This window comes from Mesorhizobium sp. KR9-304, assembly GCF_040049215.1.
GTDB lineage: Bacteria > Pseudomonadota > Alphaproteobacteria > Rhizobiales > Rhizobiaceae > Mesorhizobium_K.
Genome location: NZ_JBDZDN010000001.1, coordinates 640,332 through 660,117, shown reverse-complemented (window position 1 = coordinate 660,117; position 19,786 = coordinate 640,332). Strand labels below are relative to the sequence as shown.

The window sequence follows — 19,786 nt, the reverse complement described above, 5'->3', positions numbered from 1 at the left end:
AAATGGCGGCTTTCTGCGCTTCCGGTACTCACGTACCCAAAAGTACGCTCCGTTCCGGTTCTCGAAATCCACCATTTTCGGCTCCGCCTGAGCTGAATCTCAACAAACCCTAGTTAGCGCGACTCAATCCAGCAGCGCCTGCAGCGTCTCGATGCGGTCGGCTTCGGATGATGGTTTGTCCCAGCGCAGGCGCGAGATGCGTGGAAAGCGCATGGCGACGCCCGACTTGTGCCGCGTCGAGCGGTTGAGCCCCTCGAACGCTACCTCCAGCACCAGGCCGTTTTCGCGGTCGGCGCGCACCGAGCGCACCGGGCCGTAACGCTCGATCGTGTTGTCGCGCACATATTTGTCGATCTGCTTCAGCTCCTCGTCGGTGAAGCCGAAATAGGCCTTGCCCACGGGAACCAGCTCCTCCTCGCCCGGCGTTCCCTGCCAGACGCCGAACGTGTAGTCCGAATAGAAGCTCGAACGCTTGCCGTGGCCGCGCTGCGCATACATCAGCACGGCGTCGACCGTGTGCGGATCGCGCTTCCATTTGAACCACGGCCCTTTCGGCCGCCCCGCGAGATAGGGCGAATCCAGCCGCTTCAGCATGACGCCCTCGATGACAGGATGCGGCGGGTGGGTGCGCATCTCGTTCAGCGCCCGCCAGTCCGAGAAGGGCGCCAGCGGAGACAGGTCGAACCGTGTCGGGTCGAGCTTCGCCACCAAAGCTTCGAGACAGGTTCGCCGTTCGGTAAAGGGCAGCGGCCGCAGGTCTTCATCGCCGAGCTGCAGCAGGTCGTAGCAGCGCATGAAGGCCGGAAATTTTTCGCGGATCTTCGGCGATACGGTCTTGCGGTTGAGTCGCTGCTGCAGGTCCGAGAAGGTTCCGGTCGCTGCGCGGGGATCGCCGACCAGGAGCTCGCCGTCGAGCGCGGCGGAAAAATCCATCGCCTCGACGAGATCGGGGAATGCGCCCGACACGTCGTCGCCGGTGCGCGAATAGAGCCGGCGGATGCCGCCCTCGGAGGCCGCCTGCACGCGGATGCCGTCCCATTTCCACTCGGCGGCGTAGTCCGCCGGGTCGAGCTTTTCGAGGTCGCGCTCCTCCACCGGGTTGGACAGCATGACCGGCCGGAACAGCGCCCTGGCCGCCTTCTCGGGTTTCGGCGCGTTGCCTTCCAGCCAGGCGAACAGATCGGCGTAGGGGGCTTTGAGCCCGTGCCAGAGTTCCTCGATCTCCGATACGTCGACCTTGCTGAACTCGGCGAGCGCCTGTTTGGCGAGCCTGGCGGACACACCGATGCGCAGGCCCCCCGTGACGAGCTTGATGATGGCGAAGCGCGCCTCGATACCGGCGCTGTCGAGCAGCCGGGCGAGCACGCTCGGCCCGTCGGAGCGGCTGGCCGATTGCAGCGCGGAGACCACGTCGCCGAGCGTCGGCTCGTGGTTAGGCCTTTGATGCGGCGGCGGATCGGGCCAGACCAGCGACACGGTCTCGGCGAGGTCGCCGACATAATCGTAGGAATAGCCGAACAGAACCGGATCCATGCGGTCGGCAATCAGCGCGCGCAGCATGGCCGGCTTCACCGAGGCGATCGACAGGTCGCCGGTGATGGCGGCAAGCGCCAACCCGCGGTCGGGGTCCTCGACGGCGCGGAAATAATCGACGAGCAGCTTCAGCTTGCCGTTGCGGGCCGGCGTCAGCACCAGGCGGTCGAGCAATTCGGCGAAGCGCTGCATCAATCCCCCTCGTCTTCGTAGCCGACGAGGTGCAGCGCCTTGGCGGAAATGCCCTGCAGTTCGCACCAGCGCACCAGCGCTTCCTCGCGGCCATGGGTGACCCAGATTTCACCCGCGCCCGTCTCGACGATGGTCTCGAGCAGTTCGTCCCAGTCGGAATGGTCGGAGATGATGAGCGGCAGCTCGACGCCGCCCTGCTTGGCGCGCTGGCGAATGCGCATCCAGCCCGACGCGAAAGAGGAGATCGGATCGGGAAAGCGCCGCGCCCAGCGGTCCGCGAAGGCGGACGAGGGGCCGACGACGATGGCGCCGGCGAAATCGCTTTTCGAGCCGCCTTCGACCGTTGCGGGTCGGAGATCGCCGAGGTCGATGCCTTGCGATTCATAATATTCGCAGAGCGTCGCCATTGCGCCGTGGATATAGACCGGCTTGCCGTAACCGGAATCGCGGATGAGGCGGATGACGCGCTGCGCCTTGCCGAGCGCATAGGCGCCGACAAGGTGCGCGCGCTCGGGGAACTGTTCGGTCGACTTGATCAGCTTGGCGATCTCGTGGGTGTCGGGCGGATGGCGGAAGACCGGCAGGCCGAACGTCGCCTCGGTGATGAAGACGTCGCAGCGAACAGGCTCGAAAGGCTGGCAGGTGGCGTCGGGCTGACGCTTGTAGTCGCCCGAGGCGACGATGCGCGTGCCGTCATATTCCACCGAGATTTGCGCCGAACCGAGCACATGGCCGGCCGGGTGGAAGGTGACGGCGACGCCGTTGATGTGGACCGTCTCGCCAAGCACGGCCTCCTGCATCGAGCCGGCGAAATCCTCGCCGTAACGCAGCCCCATGATGTCGAGCGTCTGGCGCGTCGCCAGCACCGAGCCGTGGCCCGAGCGGGCATGGTCGGAATGGCCGTGCGTGACCAGCGCGCGTGGCACGGCCCGCACCGGGTCGATGTAGAAATCGCCGGGTGCGCAGTAGAGGCCGCCGGGTTTCGGGCAAAGCAGGTCGCGTGGACGCATGGCGCGAATGTAGACATTTGCGGCGTGTGGGGAAGGGTGGGCGCACTCGGATGCTGACAAGAATGGCAGCTTAAAGAAGGACTTGTGGCGGTGGAGCCGGTGGCGGATAAGCGCCGCATGGCGAAACCGCTAAACACGTCCTCGGGCGACATACTGGCCGACCGCCGCGCCGACTATGCCGAGATGCTGTTCGGCTCGGGCGAAGCTGGGCCGGCGGCGGAACTCATGCTCGGCGCGCTGGAACTCGCTCCCGGCTGGGCGATGGGCTGGTTTCGGCTCGGCGAGTTTCACGAGGCTGCGGGCGACATGAATGCGGCGGCCGAGGCTTGGCGTATGGCGCAAGAACTCGATCCGGCAGACCGCGCCGGCGCGGCGCTGAAGCTGGCGGTTATCGGAAAGGCCGAAGCCGGCGACGCGCCGCCGAGCGCTTTCGTCGAGGCGCTGTTCGACCAGTATGCGGAAAAATTCGACCACGCGCTGGTCGATACGCTCGGCTACCGGGTGCCGGAATTTCTGGCCGAGGCGATCGCCAAGGCGCGGCGGGGCCGCTTCGGGCTCGCGCTCGACCTTGGCTGCGGCACCGGCCTGATGGGCGAACGTCTCAGGCCGTTCTGCGACCGGCTCGAAGGTTTCGACATCTCCGCCGAGATGCTGCGCAAGGCGCGCGCCAAGGGCGTCTACGATCGGCTGGAGAAAGCCGACCTGCAGGCCTTTTCGTATGACGGGCCGAAGGCCGACCTCGTCACGGCGGCGGACGTCTTCATGTATGTCGGCGCGCTGGAGGGCATCGTAAGGACGGTCGCGGGGTTGCTCACCGAGGATGGGCTGTTCGCTTTCTCGGTTGAGCGGCTGGAGGCGGCGGACGGGTTCGCGTTGCAGCCGTCACGGCGTTATGCGCACGCGGAAGCCTATGTGCGGCGGGTGATAGGGGAAGCGGGGCTGGCGGTGGTGTCGATCGAGGAAAAGACCATCCGGCAGGATCGGAATGAGCCGGTGACGGGGCTGATCGTAACCGCGCGTCCTCTTTGAGACGATCATCCCCACACACGCACGTTCGCGACCAGCCTGCTGACACGCCCTGTCAGCAGGCGACCGCTATAAGACTGGCCTCAACCGGAGGGACGAGATGAGCGGGTTCGACGATTTCGATTTTCTGATCGGGGAATGGAAGATCACCAATGCGTTCCTGAAGGAGCGGCTTGTCGGCTCGACCGATTGGGAGACGTTCCCGGCGACGTCGAAGGTCGAGAAGGTGATGCCGATCCCGGAGGGTGCTTTTGCGGGCGGGCATGGCGGCAATCTCGATACGATGTTCGTGCCGTCGCGAGGTTTCACCGGCATGACGCTGCGCCTCTTCGATCCCCAGGCAGGCCAATGGTCGATCTACTGGTCGGACACCAAGAGTTTCAGGCTGTTCCCGCCGACCATCGGCCGCTTCGAGAACGGACGCGGCGAATTCTTCGGCGATGATGTCGAAGGTGGCGTGCCGGTGCGTGTGCGCTTCGACTGGACGGCGGGCGAACGGCCGGTCTGGGAACAGTCCTTCTCGACCGATGACGGGAAAAGCTGGGAAAAGAACTGGGTGATGCGGTTCGAGAGAACCTGAGTTCTCTTCCCGGAGAGCGGAAGCTTGATCCCTTTTTGTTCCAGATTTCGCTTGGCGGCGGAAAGCCCCCGCGCTACGTCTGAGGCGTGACGCGCCAGCTTAACCTCAAGACCGACCTGGGAACGTCGGCCGCGATCCTGCCGGACCAGTTCGTAAAATGGTTCGCGGAGCGCGGCTGGTCGCCGCGCGCGCACCAGATCGAGCTGCTGGCGAAGGCCCAGGCCGGCCGCTCGGTGCTGCTGATCGCGCCGACGGGCGCGGGCAAGACGCTCGCCGGCTTCATGCCGACGATGACGGATCTGGCCGGCAGGCCGAAGCGCAAGCCCGGCGAAGCCAGGCGCGGCATCCACACGCTCTACATCTCGCCGCTCAAGGCGCTGGCGGTGGACATAGAGCGCAACCTGACCAAACCCGTCGGCGAGATGGGCCTGCCGGTGACGCTGGAGACCCGCACCGGCGACACGCCCGCGCACAAGCGCCAGCGCCAGAAGCTCGTTCCGCCCGACATTTTGCTCACCACGCCCGAGCAGCTTGCGCTGCTGATCGCGACCTCGGACGCGAAACGCTTCTTCGAGGACCTGCGCTATGTGGTCTTCGACGAACTGCATTCGCTGGTGACGTCAAAGCGCGGGCATCTGCTGTCGCTCGGGCTGGCCAGGCTGCGCGCCATCGTGCCGGGCCTGCAGGCGATCGGGCTGTCGGCGACCGTCGCCGATCCGGACGAGCTGCGCCGCTGGCTGGTGGCGCAGGGTGGTTCCGGGAATGCGCCCCCTCCACCACGCTCCGCGTGGTCCCCCTCCCCTGTAAACGGGGGAGGATTCGGCGGCGACGTCTCGGGCTCCTCCACTGCGAAGCGGGGGAGGGGGACCGCCGAAGGCGGTGGAGGGGGCGCGAGCGCATCCCCGATGGCCGAACTCATCACCGTCGCCGGCGGCGCCAAGCCCAACGTCACGGTGCTGGATTCGCGCGAGCGCGTGCCGTGGCAGGGGCATTCGTCGCGCTATGCGATCCCCGAAATCTACGAACTGGTGAAGGCGCACAGGACGACGCTGCTCTTCGTCAACACGAGGAGCCAGGCCGAGCTTCTGTTCGCCGAACTCTGGCGCATCAACGAGGACTCTCTACCTATCGCCCTGCATCACGGCTCGCTCGACGTCAGCCAGCGCCGCCGCGTCGAGAAGGCGATGGAGAGCAATGCCTTGCGCGCCATCGTCGCCACTTCGACGCTCGACCTGGGCATCGACTGGGGCGATGTCGACCTCGTCATCCATGTCGGCGCGCCGAAGGGCGCTTCCCGCCTGGCGCAGCGCATCGGCCGCTCCAACCACCGCATGGACGAGCCGTCCAAGGCGATTCTCGTTCCGTCGAACCGCTTCGAGGTGCTGGAATGCCGGGCGGCGCTGGAAGCCTCCACCGTCGGCGCGCAGGACACACCGCCGCTCGCCGAAGGGGCGCTCGACGTGCTGGCGCAGCATGTGCTCGGCGTCGCCTGCGGCGCGCCGTTCGACGCCGACGACCTCTATCGCGAGGTGCGGACCGCCGAGCCCTATGCCGGGCTCGATCGGCAGACCTTCGACCGCGTCGTCGATTTTGTCGCCACCGGCGGCTATGCGCTCAGGAGCTACGAGCGTTATGCCCGCATCCGCAAGACCAAGGAGGGACTGTGGCGCGTCAGCCATCCACGCATCGCGCAGCAGTACAGGCTCAACGTCGGCACGATCATCGAGGTGCCGGCGCTGAACGTGCGCTACGTGCGCGCCGGCAAGGGCGTCGTCGCGACGCGCGGCGGGCCGGTGCTCGGCAAGATCGAGGAGGCGTTTCTGGAAACGCTGGTTCATGGCGACACCTTCCTCTTCGCCGGCAAGGTGCTGCGCTTCGAGGGCATCCGCGAGAACGAATGTTTTGTCTCCAACGCGCCGGGCGCGGACGCCAAGGTGCCTTATTACGGCGGCGGCAAGTTTCCACTCTCGACCTATCTGGCCGACCAGGTGCGCGGCATGCTTGCCGACCCGAAGCGCTGGAAGGCGCTGCCCGAACAGGTGGCGGACTGGCTGAGATTGCAGGCCGAATTCTCGGTGCTGCCGAAGCGCGAGGACCTGCTGGTCGAGACCTTTCCCTATGGCGACCGCTTCTACATGGTCGCCTATCCGTTCGAGGGAAGATTAGCGCACCAGACGCTCGGCATGCTGTTGACCCGCCGGCTGGAGCGGGCGGGCGCAAGGCCGCTCGGCTTCGTGGCGACCGACTATGTGCTCGGCGTCTGGGCGCTCGGCGACATGGGGGCGCTGTTCAAGAAGGGCAAGCCGTCGCTTGGCACGCTCTTCGACGAGGACATGCTGGGCGACGACCTCGACGCCTGGCTGGCGGATTCCTGGATGCTGAAGCGCACTTTCCGCGCCTGCGCGCAGATATCCGGGCTGATCGAGAAGCGCTTCCCCGGCCAGGAAAAGAGCGGGCGGCAGGTGACGGTGTCGGCCGACCTGATCTACGATGTGCTGAGGACGCACGAGCCTGACCACATTCTCTTGCAGGCGACGCGCTCCGACGCGGCGGCCGGCCTGCTCGATGTCAGGAGGCTTGCCGACATGCTGTCGCGTATAAAAGGCCGAATCATGCATAAGGATCTCGACCGGATATCGCCGCTGGCCGTGCCGATCATGCTGGAAGTGGGCCGCGAAAGGGTCGACGGCGAGGCTGGCGATTCGCTTCTGTCGGAGGCGGAAGAACTGATCGCGACGGCGACGGGAAGGCCAAAGGGGAAGTAGACGAGCAGTGAGAGGGGCCGAACCGATATTCCTTCCGGGCGCGCCGGATCAGGCCGAGATCGCGGTCGGAGGTGAAGCCGCGCTCTGCGACCGGCGCGGCGCTCTCTATTTTCCTGATCTCGGCCTGCTGTGCGTGTCCGACCTGCACCTGGAAAAAGGCTCGTCGTTGGCAAAGCGCGGCATGCTGGTGCCGCCCTACGATACGGTCGCGACGCTGCTTCGGCTGCAGGCGATCATCGATCACTACCGGCCGAGAATCGTGGTTAGCCTCGGCGACAGTTTTCATGACGGGGAAGGAGCATCGCGCCTGCCGAGCCAGATGCGGCTCGACCTGTCGGCGATGATGGCGGGGCGCGACTGGTTCTGGGTCTCAGGCAATCACGATCCGCAGCCGCCCGCCGGATTGCCGGGCGATACCGTCGAGGCGCTGGCGGTCGGCGCGCTGACCTTCCGCCACGAGCCGTCGAAGAAATCTCCGACTGGCGACATCTCTGGCGAGATCGCCGGGCACCTGCATCCCTGTGCGCGCATCGTGCAGCGCGGGCGCTCGGTGCGCCGCCGCTGCTTTGCCGCCGACGGGACGCGCATCGTCATGCCGGCCTTCGGCGCCTATACGGGTTCTCTCAACGTACTCGACCGCGCCTATGCCGGCCTGTTCCGCGCCGACGGGCTGATCGCCTACATGATCGGGGCGAGCCGCATCTTCGCCATGCCCGGCGCGATGCTCAGGCCGGGTTAAATTCAGGTGATGCCGGCCTGCAAATGGCGGGCTTTCTGCGCTCCCGGTGCTCACGTACCCAAAAGTACGCTCCGCTCCGGTTCTCGAAACCCACCATTCGGCTCGGCCTGACCTGAAATTTCGGTCCGCGCTAGTCCTTCCGGAACACGATCCGCCCAAGCCAGCCGGTCACGACGGCAAGCAGCGTCGCGAGGATGCCGTAGCTCAGGCCGTGATTGGTCGAGAAACGGTAGATCGTCTGTTCGAAGCCCGACTTCACGATCGAAAGCTGCGCCGAGCTCTCCTGGATGAAGACGCCGTTCTTGAACAGGAAGGCGCGCGCCTTGTGGGTTCCCACGGGCACGCTGGGCGACAGCGGCAGCGAAGCCCGGAAAAGGCTCTGCGACAGGAATTCGACGCCGCCCACCCTCATGCTGAAGAGCCCGGCCGCCGCCTTGCGGTCGCGCAGGCCCTGGCGGAACTCCTCTATGGTAGCTGGCGTGCCGTTGCGGTCCACCGGCTCGATATGGAGATTGTCGGCGCCGAGCGAGAGCCGCTTGTAACTGCTCGCGTCGGTGATGTCCTGCGGCTGGCGCGTCGTCGCAACCGAATAGGACACCGGCACGTTGGTGAAGGTCTCCGACTCCATGTTGATCCACATGCCGAGCACGCGCTCCTTGCGCCGGACCACCACTTCCTGGGCGGGCCCTTCGAGCACGACGATGATGTCGTACCGCCCCTGGCGCGTGACCAGCGGGTCGGCATTTTCGAGCGAGCCGAAGATGGTGAGGTCGGCGCCGGAGAAATCGGCGGTGATCGCGACCTTGTTGGTCGAGAGGCCGATCTGGATGGATTCCCGGTTCCGAACCGGCGGCGGCTGATCCTGTGTCGGCTGATCCTGCGGCGGCCGGGCGGGTCCTCCCTCTGGCCGCTGCGCGGCGGCGGGGCTGGCCGCGGCCAGCGCGGCGGCGAAAACCAGTGCTGCAACCGCCGGCAGACGCATGTCAGATCACCGGTCCGGCCAGCGAATAGAGCGAGAGCGGGCGCACGAAGAGATCGAAGCCGAGCCTGAGCGCCACGGCGAGCACCAGCAGCGCGAGCAGGGCGCGCAGTTGCTCGCCGCGCAGCCGCTGCCCGGCCTTGGCGCCGTATTGAGCGCCGGCCACGCCGCCGATCATCAACATGAAGGCGAGCACCACGTCGACCGTCTGGTTGGTCGCGGCATGCACGATGGTGGTGTAGGCGGCGACAACGATGATCTGGTAGAGCGACGTGCCGACGACGACGTTGGCCGGCACCTTGAGCAGGTAGATCAGCGCCGGCACCATGATGAAGCCGCCCCCCACGCCCATGATCGACGACAGGAAGCCGATGCCGATGCCAAGGCCGATCACGGGAATGACGCTGACGAAGAGCTTCGAGGTGCGAAAGCGCATCTTCAGGGGCAGGCGGTGGATCCAGTTGTGCTGGCCGGGCTTCTTCAGCGTCGGCGCCGCGCCGTCGCGCGAGCGGCGGATCGCGTTGACGCTTTCGACAAGCATCAGCCCGCCAACGGTCCCGAGCAGCACGACATAGAGCAGCGAGATGAACAGGTCGAGCTGGCCCATTTCGCGCAGGATCGAGAATACATAGATGCCGATGGTCGAGCCGACCACGCCGCCGGCGAGCAGCACCGTGCCGAGCTTGAAGTCGAGCGTGCCGCGTTTCATGTGCGACAGCGCGCCTGAGAACGAAGAGGCGACCACCTGGTTGGCGCCAGTCGCAACCGCGATTGCCGGGGGAATGTTGTAGAAAATGAGCAGCGGCGTGATCAGGAAGCCGCCGCCGACACCGAACATGCCTGACAGGAACCCGACCGCCGCCCCCATTGCGAGCAGCACGAACAGGTTCACCGACAGTTCAGCGATCGGCAGATAAATGCCCACCCGAGACTCGTCCCAATGCCAGTAGCCTTGGCCGTCCGTTGAAGCGGGATGGCCCAGGCGAGTTAGCCGGCACTTGCGCCGACAATGCGGCGAAGTCAAACCTCACCGGATTTGTAGAAATAAATTGTATCTCAATCAGTTAAAGCAGACGTTACCAGCCCGCGGCAGGCCGATCTGCGACCTTTGCGCGATTATTTGCGGGCAAGCAGCGCGCGGACCAGCGCATCGTCGATATCGCCGGTCGGATTCATGCCGTTGTCCTTCTGGAACTGGACGACCGCCGCCTTGGTCTTGCCGCCCATCACGCCGTCGGGGTTGCCCGCCTCGTAGCCGTTCTTATTGAGCGCCGCCTGGACGCTGAGGATGGCCTTTTTCATGTCGATGCCGGCGGTCTTGTCGCCGGTTTCCTGCCAGGAATCCGGCACCTCGACCGTGTTGGTCTCGGGATCGAGCGCCTTGGGCTTCCAGAGCTCGGCCGCGGCGCGGGCGCGCTCCAGCTGCTCGGGGCGCAGCGCATTGGCTATCTCGTCGCGCTTGTTGGCGGCGTCCTTGTCGCCGGTCTTGGCGACAAGCGCGAACCACTTGTAGGATTCCTCCAGGCTCTGCTTGATGCCGACGCCCTTGGCGCTGAGGATGCCGAGATTGAACTGGCTGTCCTTCACACCGAGTTCCGCGGCTTTCACGAACCACTTGGCGGCGGTGTCGTTGTCGGTCTCGCCGTCGGCGCCCATGGCGTGGAGGACGGCGAGGTTGTGCATGGCGCTGGCGTTGCCCTGCACCGCCGACTGCTCGTAGAAGGCCTGCGACTTGGCGATGTCGCGGGTCACGCCGATCCCCTTCTCGTACATGTTGCCGATCCGGTACTGCGCCGGGGCGAAACCGAGTTCGGCCGACCGCTCGTACCATTTGGCGGCCTCGGCCATGTCGGACGGCAGGCCGCGGCCTTCCGCATAACGCGTGGCGACCTCGAACAGCGCCTTGGCGTCGCCCGCCGCGGCCGCTTCGCGCAGCGGCAGCGGACCGATCTCCGTCGGAACCTCGATCCAGGCGCCGGGGACCGGCGACAGGGCGGCCCCAGCCTCCGAAATCTGCTCGACCGGCGATACCGCCGCGACCTGGACGCCCTCCATGGGCACGCCGTCGATCGGTGCATCTTCCATCGGCGAGCCGTCGGCGAGCGCGGCGTCGTCCGCGGGAGCCCGTTCGGCAGGCATGGTGGCCATGTCCGATACGTCGCGCGGCGTCTCGACCGCGTCCATCGGCGGTTCTTCCGGCTCGCCGGCAATGCGCGCCGCGATGGCATCGGACGATGCGGCGCCCGCGGCTTGCGCGACCGGCGGCGTGCTGCCGAGTGGTGCAGTGTCGAGCTGAGCCGCGACGGGCGGGGCAGCCTCGCCGAGCCCGGCAATCTCGGCGGAGTCGTTCATGAAGGACTTGCCGAGCTGCAGGCCGGCAAGCGCGGTCATCAGAGCGGTCGTGACCATCAGGATCGTCTTGCGGCGGGACTTGAGAATGTCGCCGAGCCGCAGCGCCTTGACCGGGCTGCCGACGTCCGACTTGCGCTTGTTCACGTCCGCGTCGGCGGCAGCGGCCTGAGCTGCGCGGCGCGCGGCGGCGATGAAGTCTGCCTTGCCGGCGTCGGTCTCGCTGTGTCGGGCCCGTTCACCGCCGGGCGGGCTGCGTTCGTCGCGGACCCGTTTCATGATGGCGTTGAGATCGGGCGCGCCGGAGCCGGGCTCCAGCGGGCGGTTGGCAAGCTTGGGATCGAGCGGCGTATCGAGGTCGACCGTGGGCGCCACGTCGATTTCGACCGCCGGCTCGGGCGCGGTCGAACCTGCCAGCTCCGGTTCCTTGGCTTCCTTCTTGCCGCCGAAGGCGCGGGTGAGGCCGCCCAGCATGGAACGCACGCGGCTGGTGTTCTGCTCGGGTTCGGCCGGATGATCCGAACCGAGCGCGGCCATCGCGGCCGCGGCTGCCGCTTGCGCCGGGGTGCGCTCGACGGTCGTGCGCGGCATCGGAGCCGCGACGGCGGAATCCATCTCCCCGAATTGCGCATCGCGAACCGGGAAGGCATCGTCCCCGTCGATCGACGGCGTGTCCTTGACCTCGAGCTTGCGCGCCTGGGGCTGCGCCTCGCGCTCGAGCGAACTCATGCGGTCGACGATCTTGAGCAAGGTGTCGTGGATCGCCTCGAAGGTCTTCGAATTGCGCTCGTCGGAGCGGCGCGTCAGCTCCTCGAGCGACTTGAGCTCCTCGGCGAAACCGGAAGCCGCGCCTGCCTCCGGCTGGCTGCCGGCGAGCGATCTCGTGGCGGTCTCGGCGGCGCTGCGCGCGGCTTCCATGACCGATTCGCGGCTGTCGGCGATCGACTTCTCGATCTCCATGAGCCGCGGCGAAAGGTCGACGAACTCCGGCAGCGGAGCGCTCGGCTTGGCAAGGTGCTCGGAAAGCCCGGAGACCTGAGCCTCCAGGCTGCGCACCAGGTCCGGATCGATGCCGGCAAACTGGCTGGCGGACTGGTCGAGCCGCTTGGAAATGCTTTCGAGCCTCGTCTCCAGGCCGCGGATCGCCTCGTCGGCGATCCCGTCATGCTTGCCGCTGTCGAGCGTCTGCGCGAAGGCGGAGAAACGTGCGTCGATCGCCTTCATGATCGAGCCGCTGTCGACCACGGCGTCCGCCTGGCGCCGGTCGATGCGCTCGGCGACCTCGTTGAGGCGGCGCTCCAACTCGCGGAAGAGCATGTTGCCCTGCTCGAGCGCGTCGTCCTGACGGCGTTCGAAGAGGCTCGACAGCACGTCGAAGCGCTGCTCGATACCGGAGAAGATTTCGCTCGCATTCGGCATCGCCGGCGCGTGGTCGACTTTGTCGGCGATGACGGAGATCTGATAGGCGAGGCGCTCCACGGCCTCGTCGGGCATCGCGCTGCGCACCGCCAATTCGTCGACGCGGCGGGCGAGAGCCTGGAGTTGCTCCATCATCTCGGCGCCGGGGCGGTCCTCGGCGACCTCCTCGATCTGTCTGGCGAGCGCCGATATGCGCGCCTCGATCCGCTCGAACGGCACCGGATCCATGTGCTGCTGCTGCGCCGCGACGGTGGCGCCGACGATCGCATGCGAGATTTCGTCGAGACGCTCCTCGATCTGGGCGAAGGTCTCGTTGGCGCGGCCGCCCTGCTGCTCGATGAAATGGTCGAGTGCGCCGGCGAGCGTACGAACCTTGTCCTCCAGCGAGCGCAGCGACAGCGATTCGGGCAGGTTGCCCACCGCCCGGCTGATCTGCTCGACGCGGTCGGTCAGGGCGGCGAGTTCCGCGCCGCCGGAAGGCTGGCCGGCGCCGGCCGCGACGCGATGCTCGAAATCGTCGAAGCGCCGGTCGAAATCGTCCCAGCGGCGATCCACGGACAGTACCGTCTCCTCGCGCGCCAGCGTGTCGAGCGCGGATTTCATCTGCTCGATCTCCAGCCGCAGCATGTTGATGCTTTTGTCGTCGCCGCGATCGCCGAGCGCCTGGATGGCGCTCGACAGGCGTTCGACATCGAATCCGAGCTTGCTCGCGGCCTTGCCGCCGGAGGCATTGCTCAGCTGGAAGTCCTTGCGCAGCGTATCGAACTCGCGGCGCAGGCTGGACGCCATCTGATGGCGCAGTTCCTCGCGCAAGCCCTTCAGTTCGCCGGCGATCTTGCCGAAGGTGGCGACGCCGTCCTCCTCTTTGCGCACGCGCTCGATGTCGCGCGCGATCGACTGGTAGGGCTGCTCGTAAGCGCTGCGATATTCGGGCGGACGGGGCCGCGCCGGGCGGGGGGCCTCCTGGCCTTGGCCGTATGGCCGGCCAGATGGTGCGCCAGATGCCGGGCTGGATGCCGAGCCAGATGCCGAGCCTGGGCGCTGGCGCGCATGGCCGGCGGTTTCCTCGCGGTTGCGCTCGATCCTTTGCTCCAGCGTCTCGAGCGACCGGTTGAGCTGCTCCAGCGATGCGTAGGATCGGCGCTGCCGGCCGGCGTTGATCGCGTCGAGATAGGACCGCTTGCTGTTCATCGCCCGTTTGCCTTTGCTGGCCTGAGACCAGTTCGGTAATTCTCCCTGCCGGGCCGGGGAGGGCCGCCATCCGGCGGCGGAAGCGCACTTCCGGGCCTCAAGCCCTCGCTCCGAAGACCGTGAAAAAGTCGTTACAGAATAAACACGGCGGTCCGACAGGCGCACAATTCCCCGAACGTGGTAAACAAGGTGTTAACCACGTTTACGATTTGGCAAACTTCGTAAAAAAAGTGGTTTGCGCGGCGATTTCCTGCCCAGGCTGGTTCAAACTGCCGCAGCCGGCTGCAACCATGGCGCGCTTGCATCGCCAAATCACTACGACTATAGGGCTGCCCTTAACGTGAGCGGCGGCTTGGACACCGCTTGCGACGCATATGTCGAAACCACGACCGGAAGCCGACCCCCCGCCCGCTTACCGGTCAGGCGCGCTCCCAGCGCCGCAAAAGGGAAAGTCAATGATGATGAGCTTTAACCAGGCCGGCGAAGCCGTGCCCGTGAACGATGACGCGATTGTGGATTCCCAGGAAGAGTACGCACGTATCGGAGAGATGGCTAAAACCTTCGGCGTGACGCTGCGCACGCTTCGTTTCTACGAGGACAAGGGCCTGATCAGCCCCAAGCGCGACGGTTCGACCCGTCTCTACAGCCGCCGCGACAGGGCCAGGCTCAAGCTGATCCTGCTCGGTCGCAAGGTAGGCTTTTCGCTGCGCGACGTTAAGCAGATCATGGATCTCTACGATCCCAAGGGCGCCAACACCAAGCAATTGCGCCTGACGCTCGACAAGTCGGAAAAGCAGCTTGCCCGCCTGCAGAAGCAGCGCGCCGCGATCGACGAGGCGATCACCGAGCTGTCCGACACGATGGCGACCGTGCGCAACATGCTGACCGAGCGCACCGCTCCGATCGCGGTTGCGAGCTGAACCTCGGACTGACGAACTGACCTGCGGCGCCGTCGCCTCGCGCCGCAGGTTCTGTCATCTCAGCGCGACACGCGATTCTCGCCGTCGATCAGAACGAGTCGGCTTGGTGCAGCGTCACCCCAGCGCCAGAGCACGAGATTGAGATCGTCTCCGGTCGTTCCGGTGGCAAAGCTCCTGAGCAGCAGAGCGTTGAAACCCCGCTGGGCCAGCCGGTGGGCAAAGACTTGCGTCTTCGCTTCTCCGACAACTTTCACCTGATCGCGCCAGCTCGCGTCGGCCAGGCTGGCCGCGTCCATGCCCTCGGCTTTCAAGGCCGCTTCGTCACGGCCGTCGAAGACATTCTCTATCTCGGCTTCGTAGGAGACCAGGGTGGTGGGCTGCAGGCTGCCCGCCTGATTGGCTTCCCTGAGTGCGGTCATCACCGTCAGGGACGTGTAGAGCGCCGGCACCCGATTGGGATTGAAGCGGCCCCCATAGAGTTCTGCGCCGCGGCCTGACAGCGGCTCGCGTGCAAAGATCGGATTGAGGGCGCGGCAGAGCGGACCGCGATAGATCATGCGGGAGGTCAGGCGTGGACGCCGGCGTCGACAGCATCGATATAGTCGAGCACCTCCCCCGCGCGGCCGCTGCGCACAAGCTGCATGGCGGTCATCCCCGAAAATCCCGGTAGCGGCTCCGACCGGTACCAGGCATAGGCCATCAGTGCCGAGCCGAAGCGCGGCTCGACCTTGTTGACGATCTCGACCATCTCGCGCAGCCTGCGCTGTGTCTTGTCGGAGCGGACGCGGTCCTTGCGCTGGACTGCGTCCTTGCCGAGCCCAGCCGTGCGGGCGACTTCCTCGCTGGTGGTGCGGAAGGCGGCCGCGATCTTGTTCGGCGCGAAAAGGCCTCCGTCGGAATATTGGGTCAGTCCCATGACGCGACTCCGATATGCCTCAAATTATGACGCAAAATAGCGTCACAATGATCGGCATACAATCGTCATGGCGGCAAATTTCTACCCGGCGAAATATTGACGTTTGCGTAAACGTCAATATTTTAGGGTGACGTTCCCGAAGCGGCGGGGATAGCTTGCAAAAAGCGTCCCGCCCGCCGCGAAGACCGTCCTGGAGGAAATCATGCCGAGCTACACGGCCCCCGTGCGCGACACGCTCTTCGTGCTCAACGAAGTGCTCGGCTACGAGCGCTTCTCCAACCTCGCCGGATTTGCCGACGCTTCGCCCGACGTGCTCGAAGCGATACTCGGCGAGGGCGCGAAACTCGCCGAGAACGTCATCCAGCCGACAAACCGGACCGGCGACATGGAAGGCTGCGTCCGCCATGACGACGGCTCGGTCACCACGCCGAAAGGTTTCAGGGAGGCCTTCGACGAATATCGCCAGGGCGGCTGGATGGGGCTGGCGGCGCCCGCCGAGTTCGGCGGTCAGGGCCTGCCCTACGCGGTTCATACGGCCGTCTCGGAATACATGATCTCCGCCAACATGGCGCTGATGATGTACCCGGGCCTCACCCAGGGCGCGATCGCCGCGATCATCACCCACGGCACCGACGAGCAGAAGGCGACCTGGCTGCCGAAGATGGTCAAGGGCGCCTGGACCGGCACCATGAACCTGACCGAGCCGCATTGCGGCACCGATCTCGGCCTCCTGCGCACCAAGGCGGTGCCGAATGGAGACGGCAGCTACAGGATTTCCGGCCAGAAGATATTCATCTCGGCCGGCGAGCACGACATGGCCGACAACATCGTGCACCTGGTGCTCGCCCGCATCGAGGGCGCGCCCGAGGGCACCAAGGGCATCTCGCTCTTCATCGTGCCAAAGCTCTTGCTCGACGCGTCCGGCAATCCGGGGACACGCAACGCCGTCTCCTGCGGTTCGATCGAGGAGAAAATGGGCATCCACGGCAACTCGACCTGCGTCATGAACTACGACGAGGCGACGGGCTGGCTGCTCGGCGAGGCCAATGGCGGCCTGAAGGCCATGTTCACGATGATGAACGAGGCGCGGCTGGGCGTCGGCCTGCAGGGGCTTTCGGTCGGCGAGGCCGCCTACCAGGGCGCGGCGGCTTACGCGAAGGACCGGCTGCAGGGCCGCTCCCTGTCCTGCCCCAAGGCGCCGGACAAAAAGGCCGACCCGATCATCGTGCACCCCGACATCCGCCGCTCGCTGATGACCATGAAGTCGTTCAACGAGGCCGGACGAGCGCTCGCGCTGTGGACGGCGCTGAAGTCGGACATCGCGCATCGCTCCGGTGACGACGTGGAGCGCCAGGCGGCCGACGATTTGCTCGGCCTGATGACGCCGATCGTCAAGGGCGTGCTCACCGACAAGGGGTTCGAGCATGCGGTGATGGCGCAGCAGGTGTTCGGCGGCCACGGCTATATCGAAGAGCACGGCATGAGTCAGTTCGTGCGCGACGCCCGCATCGCCATGATCTACGAGGGCGCCAACGGCATCCAGGCGCTCGACCTCGTCGGCCGCAAGCTCGGCCTGAACGGCGGCCGCGCCGTGCAGGCCTTCTTCAAGGAGGTCGGCGAATTCTGCGAGGAGAACCGCGCCATTGGGGCGATGGCGCCGTTCACCAAGGCGCTGAAGAAGGGCCTCAACGACCTGCAGGCGGCGACGATGTGGCTGATGCAGAACGCGATGGCGAAGCCCGATAACGCGGGCGCCGCCTCGACCGACTTCCTGCATCTCTTCGGACTGGTTTCGCTCGGCTACATGTGGGCGCAGATGGTGAAGGTCGCGCAGGGCAAGCTCGCCGAAGGCGCCGACGGGGGCGCGTCCTTCTATGAGAACAAGATCGTCACCGGCCGCTATTTCATGGAACGCGTCATGCCGGAGACATCAGCGCATCTCGCGCGCATCTCGACCGGCGCCGACGCCATGATGGCGCTGCCGGCGGAGGCGTTTTGAGGGAACAATGACCCTTAGTTGGCATCACGTCGTTGAGTTGCTGCCGGAGCCGTTACAACGATCTGCCACATTGCGCGGAAACGAACACGCATGGCCGCCGCACGACATACCAAACGTCATTGAGGCGGGGATGCGAGCGAACTTGCTGAACGTTGGTGGGCAGCTTCAGCTTCGCCTGCCCGCAGCCACCTGCGAATGCTATTGGGTTCAAGTCGATACTTTTCGCGCGGTTCCCAAAAATCTTCCATGGAATGATCGCGTTGCCATGGCAGCATCCGAAGCGCTCAGGCAGTTCGCTAAACTCACTCAAGAGTTCGATTTCGTAGCCGAGGCACGTAACGCCCTTCCAAAATCTCTGAACGTAGAGAATTCGTTCGGCAATCTTGAAGACGCCACTTGTTTCGTTTGGTATCTCGAGGCCCATGCCGACCAAGCAACCAAGCGTGTTTCTTGATGACCTCCCCCGCCGCAATCCTCGGTCTGCCGAAACCCGCCTGGGCGGCGGACGAGGTCGGCATGCTCTACGACATGGCGCATCGCTTCATGGCCGAGGAGATCGCGCCGCGCTACGACGAGTTCGAAAAGAACGAGATGGTCGACCGCGCGAGTTGGGAGAAGGCGGGCGCTGCCGGCCTGCTCTGCGCCTCGATGCCGGAAGAATACGGCGGCGCGGGCGGCAGTTACGCGCATGAGAGCGTCATCATCGAGGCGATCGCCCATGTCGGCGTCGACGGCTTCGGCATCGGACTGCACAATGCGATCGTCGCGCCTTACATCCTCCACTATGGCTCCGAGGAGCAGAAGCGGAGATGGCTGCCGCGGCTGGCGACCGGCGAGCTGATCGGCGCCATCGCCATGACCGAGCCCGGCGCCGGCTCCGACCTGCAGGGCGTCAGGACGCGCGCGGAGAAGGACGGCAACCAGTACCGCATCAACGGCCAAAAGACCTTTATCACCAACGGCCAGCTCGCCAATCTGGTGATCGTCGTCGTCAAGACCGATCCGGACAGGGGCGCGAAGGGCACCTCGCTGATGGTGGTCGAGACCGGCGAGGTCGAGGGTTTCGAGCGCGGCCGCAACCTCGACAAGATCGGGCTGAAGGCCAACGACACGTCGGAGCTGTTCTTCAACGACGTGCGTGTGCCGACCGCCAACCTGCTCGGCAGCGAGGAGGGGCAGGGCTTCGTCCAGCTCATGCAACAATTGCCGCAGGAGCGCCTGACGATCGGCGCCACGGCGATCGCCATGGCCGAGCGGGCGCTGGCCCTGACCATAGAATATGTCAGGGAACGCAAGGCGTTCGGCCAGAGGATCATCGATTTCCAGAACACCCAGTTCCGGCTCGCCGAACTGAAGACCGAGGCGACCATCGGCCGCGTCTTCTACAATGACTGCGTTATCAGACACATCGCGGGCGGGCTCGATCCCGCGACCGCCTCGATGGCGAAATACTGGCTGTCCGAGCTGCAGGGAAAAGTCGTCGACGAATGCCTTCAACTCTTCGGCGGCTATGGCTACATGAATGAATTCCCTATCGCGCGCATGTACCGCGACGCGCGGGTGCAGCGTATCTACGGCGGCACCAACGAGATCATGAAACTGCTGATCGCGCGGGGCTTGTAGTGCTGAAAACGACCACGGCAGGATTTGTCGCTATGATCGCAGGTGCGGCGACACTCGACTTTTGGCCAATGGACCGCGATCTGCACCGCGGGAACTACAGGGTTGCCATGGAGGCGCTCTATATCGATGTCGATTTTTTCGGACGCTTCGGGGTCGATTTGCCGATGTTTCCGCGGGGCTTCCAAGACGTCTATTACAACGACATAGTTGTAGTGAACTTGATCGAGCAGGGCTGTACGGCGTTTAGGACCCGCAGCTTGGAATGGCATCCGTATACGCGGAAGGGCATCCTGTCGGGATTGGAAACAATTAAAGCGGGGCGCACTGCGGACATCGTCAGACGTATTTACGGTTCGCCGGATGCGTCTGCCGACGAAGAATGTGACCGCGACGCGAAAATGGTCCGGCTCCAAGAGGACGTTCAGGCAATGAATGAGGAACTGCTCTGGAACAGTCCCGCATTTGCCTGGAAGAGCGAGGACGAACGAGATGCGGACCTGATACCGCTTCTCGAAAGATTGATGCCTAAGAAAGACTAACGATAG

Annotated in this window: 16 protein-coding genes; 9 read left to right on the top strand and 7 right to left on the bottom strand. The window is 65.3% G+C overall.

All coding sequences use genetic code 11. The features are described from left to right. Positions 1-123: 123 nt before the first annotated feature. Both ABLE71_RS03160 and ABLE71_RS03155 read right to left on the bottom strand, forming a co-directional pair. Entirely contained in the window at positions 124-1,725 is a 1,602-nt protein-coding gene (locus tag ABLE71_RS03160; RefSeq protein ID WP_348781903.1) for a cisplatin damage response ATP-dependent DNA ligase, read from the bottom strand. Further along, positions 1,725-2,735 carry a ligase-associated DNA damage response exonuclease gene (locus ABLE71_RS03155; RefSeq protein WP_348781902.1) on the bottom strand — a complete coding sequence of 337 codons (1,011 nt, stop codon included), beginning with the start codon at positions 2,733-2,735 and terminating at the stop codon, positions 1,725-1,727. The genes ABLE71_RS03160 and ABLE71_RS03155 overlap by 1 nt, the downstream gene beginning before the upstream one ends. Positions 2,736-2,852: 117 nt before the next feature. Here ABLE71_RS03155 and ABLE71_RS03150 point away from each other — a divergent pair, with 117 nt between their 5' ends. The 4 genes from ABLE71_RS03150 (at position 2,853) to pdeM (ending at position 7,845) form a co-directional block, all read left to right on the top strand. Next, the gene (locus tag ABLE71_RS03150) at positions 2,853-3,764 is read left to right on the top strand and encodes a methyltransferase domain-containing protein (RefSeq protein WP_348781901.1); all 912 of its coding nucleotides are present in this window, start codon (positions 2,853-2,855) and stop codon (positions 3,762-3,764) included. 97 nt (positions 3,765-3,861) lie between these two features. Beyond that, positions 3,862-4,341: a hypothetical protein gene (locus ABLE71_RS03145; protein WP_348781900.1), complete on the top strand. Its 480-nt coding sequence runs from the start codon at positions 3,862-3,864 to the stop codon at positions 4,339-4,341. Between the two features lie 86 nt (positions 4,342-4,427). Then, on the top strand, positions 4,428-7,106 hold the full coding sequence (locus ABLE71_RS03140) for a ligase-associated DNA damage response DEXH box helicase (protein WP_348781899.1): 2,679 nt from the start codon (positions 4,428-4,430) through the stop codon (positions 7,104-7,106). 25 nt (positions 7,107-7,131) lie between these two features. Further along, positions 7,132-7,845: a ligase-associated DNA damage response endonuclease PdeM gene (gene pdeM, locus ABLE71_RS03135; RefSeq protein WP_348783649.1), complete on the top strand. Its 714-nt coding sequence runs from the start codon at positions 7,132-7,134 to the stop codon at positions 7,843-7,845. A 130-nt stretch (positions 7,846-7,975) separates the two neighbouring features. Here the strand turns inward: pdeM and ABLE71_RS03130 are convergent, their stop codons facing one another. From ABLE71_RS03130 to ABLE71_RS03120, 3 genes are all read right to left on the bottom strand, one after another. After that, complete coding sequence (locus ABLE71_RS03130; RefSeq protein ID WP_348781898.1) at positions 7,976-8,827, bottom strand: TIGR02186 family protein; 852 nt, start codon at positions 8,825-8,827, stop codon at positions 7,976-7,978. 1 nt (position 8,828) lies between these two features. Further along, positions 8,829-9,749, bottom strand: coding sequence for a sulfite exporter TauE/SafE family protein (locus ABLE71_RS03125; RefSeq protein ID WP_348781897.1), 921 nt, complete (start codon positions 9,747-9,749; stop codon positions 8,829-8,831). 191 nt (positions 9,750-9,940) lie between these two features. Beyond that, positions 9,941-13,783 carry a peptidoglycan-binding protein gene (locus ABLE71_RS03120; RefSeq protein ID WP_348781896.1) on the bottom strand — a complete coding sequence of 1,281 codons (3,843 nt, stop codon included), beginning with the start codon at positions 13,781-13,783 and terminating at the stop codon, positions 9,941-9,943. Positions 13,784-14,238: 455 nt separating this feature from the next. Between ABLE71_RS03120 and ABLE71_RS03115 the strand changes: the two genes are divergently transcribed. Beyond that, positions 14,239-14,703, top strand: coding sequence for a MerR family DNA-binding transcriptional regulator (locus ABLE71_RS03115; protein WP_348781895.1), 465 nt, complete (start codon positions 14,239-14,241; stop codon positions 14,701-14,703). Positions 14,704-14,762: 59 nt separating this feature from the next. Here ABLE71_RS03115 and ABLE71_RS03110 read toward each other — a convergent pair whose 3' ends face one another. Together ABLE71_RS03110 and ABLE71_RS03105 are read right to left on the bottom strand one after the other, a co-directional pair. Then, a complete protein-coding gene (locus ABLE71_RS03110) occupies positions 14,763-15,260 on the bottom strand; it encodes an RES family NAD+ phosphorylase (RefSeq protein ID WP_348781894.1) in 498 nt (165 codons plus the stop codon). Between the two features lie 8 nt (positions 15,261-15,268). Beyond that, positions 15,269-15,619: an antitoxin Xre/MbcA/ParS toxin-binding domain-containing protein gene (locus ABLE71_RS03105; protein WP_348781893.1), complete on the bottom strand. Its 351-nt coding sequence runs from the start codon at positions 15,617-15,619 to the stop codon at positions 15,269-15,271. A gap of 202 nt (positions 15,620-15,821) precedes the next feature. Between ABLE71_RS03105 and ABLE71_RS03100 the strand changes: the two genes are divergently transcribed. Genes ABLE71_RS03100 through ABLE71_RS03085 form a run of 4 tightly spaced genes read left to right on the top strand, consistent with a single transcriptional unit; the run spans position 15,822 to position 19,780 of the window. Then, a complete protein-coding gene (locus tag ABLE71_RS03100; protein WP_348781892.1) occupies positions 15,822-17,618 on the top strand; it encodes an acyl-CoA dehydrogenase in 1,797 nt (598 codons plus the stop codon). A gap of 7 nt (positions 17,619-17,625) precedes the next feature. Then, complete coding sequence (locus tag ABLE71_RS03095) at positions 17,626-18,072, top strand: hypothetical protein (RefSeq protein ID WP_348781891.1); 447 nt, start codon at positions 17,626-17,628, stop codon at positions 18,070-18,072. Next, positions 18,072-19,241, top strand: a complete 1,170-nt coding sequence (locus ABLE71_RS03090) for an acyl-CoA dehydrogenase family protein (protein ID WP_348781890.1) — start codon at positions 18,072-18,074, stop codon at positions 19,239-19,241. Before ABLE71_RS03095 ends, ABLE71_RS03090 begins: the two co-directional genes overlap by 1 nt. Beyond that, positions 19,241-19,780: a hypothetical protein gene (locus ABLE71_RS03085; RefSeq protein ID WP_348781889.1), complete on the top strand. Its 540-nt coding sequence runs from the start codon at positions 19,241-19,243 to the stop codon at positions 19,778-19,780. The genes ABLE71_RS03090 and ABLE71_RS03085 overlap by 1 nt, the downstream gene beginning before the upstream one ends. Positions 19,781-19,786 lie beyond the last annotated feature (6 nt).

Coding starts and splice junctions, on each gene's coding strand:
- ABLE71_RS03160 (WP_348781903.1), bottom strand. CDS start 1,725: ATGCAGCGCTTCGCCGAATTGCTCGACCGCCTGGTGCTGACGCCGGCC.
- ABLE71_RS03155 (WP_348781902.1), bottom strand. CDS start 2,735: ATGCGTCCACGCGACCTGCTTTGCCCGAAACCCGGCGGCCTCTACTGC.
- ABLE71_RS03150 (WP_348781901.1), top strand. CDS start 2,853: ATGGCGAAACCGCTAAACACGTCCTCGGGCGACATACTGGCCGACCGC.
- ABLE71_RS03145 (WP_348781900.1), top strand. CDS start 3,862: ATGAGCGGGTTCGACGATTTCGATTTTCTGATCGGGGAATGGAAGATC.
- ABLE71_RS03130 (WP_348781898.1), bottom strand. CDS start 8,827: ATGCGTCTGCCGGCGGTTGCAGCACTGGTTTTCGCCGCCGCGCTGGCC.
- ABLE71_RS03120 (WP_348781896.1), bottom strand. CDS start 13,783: ATGAACAGCAAGCGGTCCTATCTCGACGCGATCAACGCCGGCCGGCAG.
- ABLE71_RS03115 (WP_348781895.1), top strand. CDS start 14,239: ATGATGATGAGCTTTAACCAGGCCGGCGAAGCCGTGCCCGTGAACGAT.
- ABLE71_RS03110 (WP_348781894.1), bottom strand. CDS start 15,260: ATGATCTATCGCGGTCCGCTCTGCCGCGCCCTCAATCCGATCTTTGCA.
- ABLE71_RS03105 (WP_348781893.1), bottom strand. CDS start 15,619: ATGGGACTGACCCAATATTCCGACGGAGGCCTTTTCGCGCCGAACAAG.
- ABLE71_RS03100 (WP_348781892.1), top strand. CDS start 15,822: ATGCCGAGCTACACGGCCCCCGTGCGCGACACGCTCTTCGTGCTCAAC.
- ABLE71_RS03095 (WP_348781891.1), top strand. CDS start 17,626: ATGACCCTTAGTTGGCATCACGTCGTTGAGTTGCTGCCGGAGCCGTTA.
- ABLE71_RS03090 (WP_348781890.1), top strand. CDS start 18,072: ATGACCTCCCCCGCCGCAATCCTCGGTCTGCCGAAACCCGCCTGGGCG.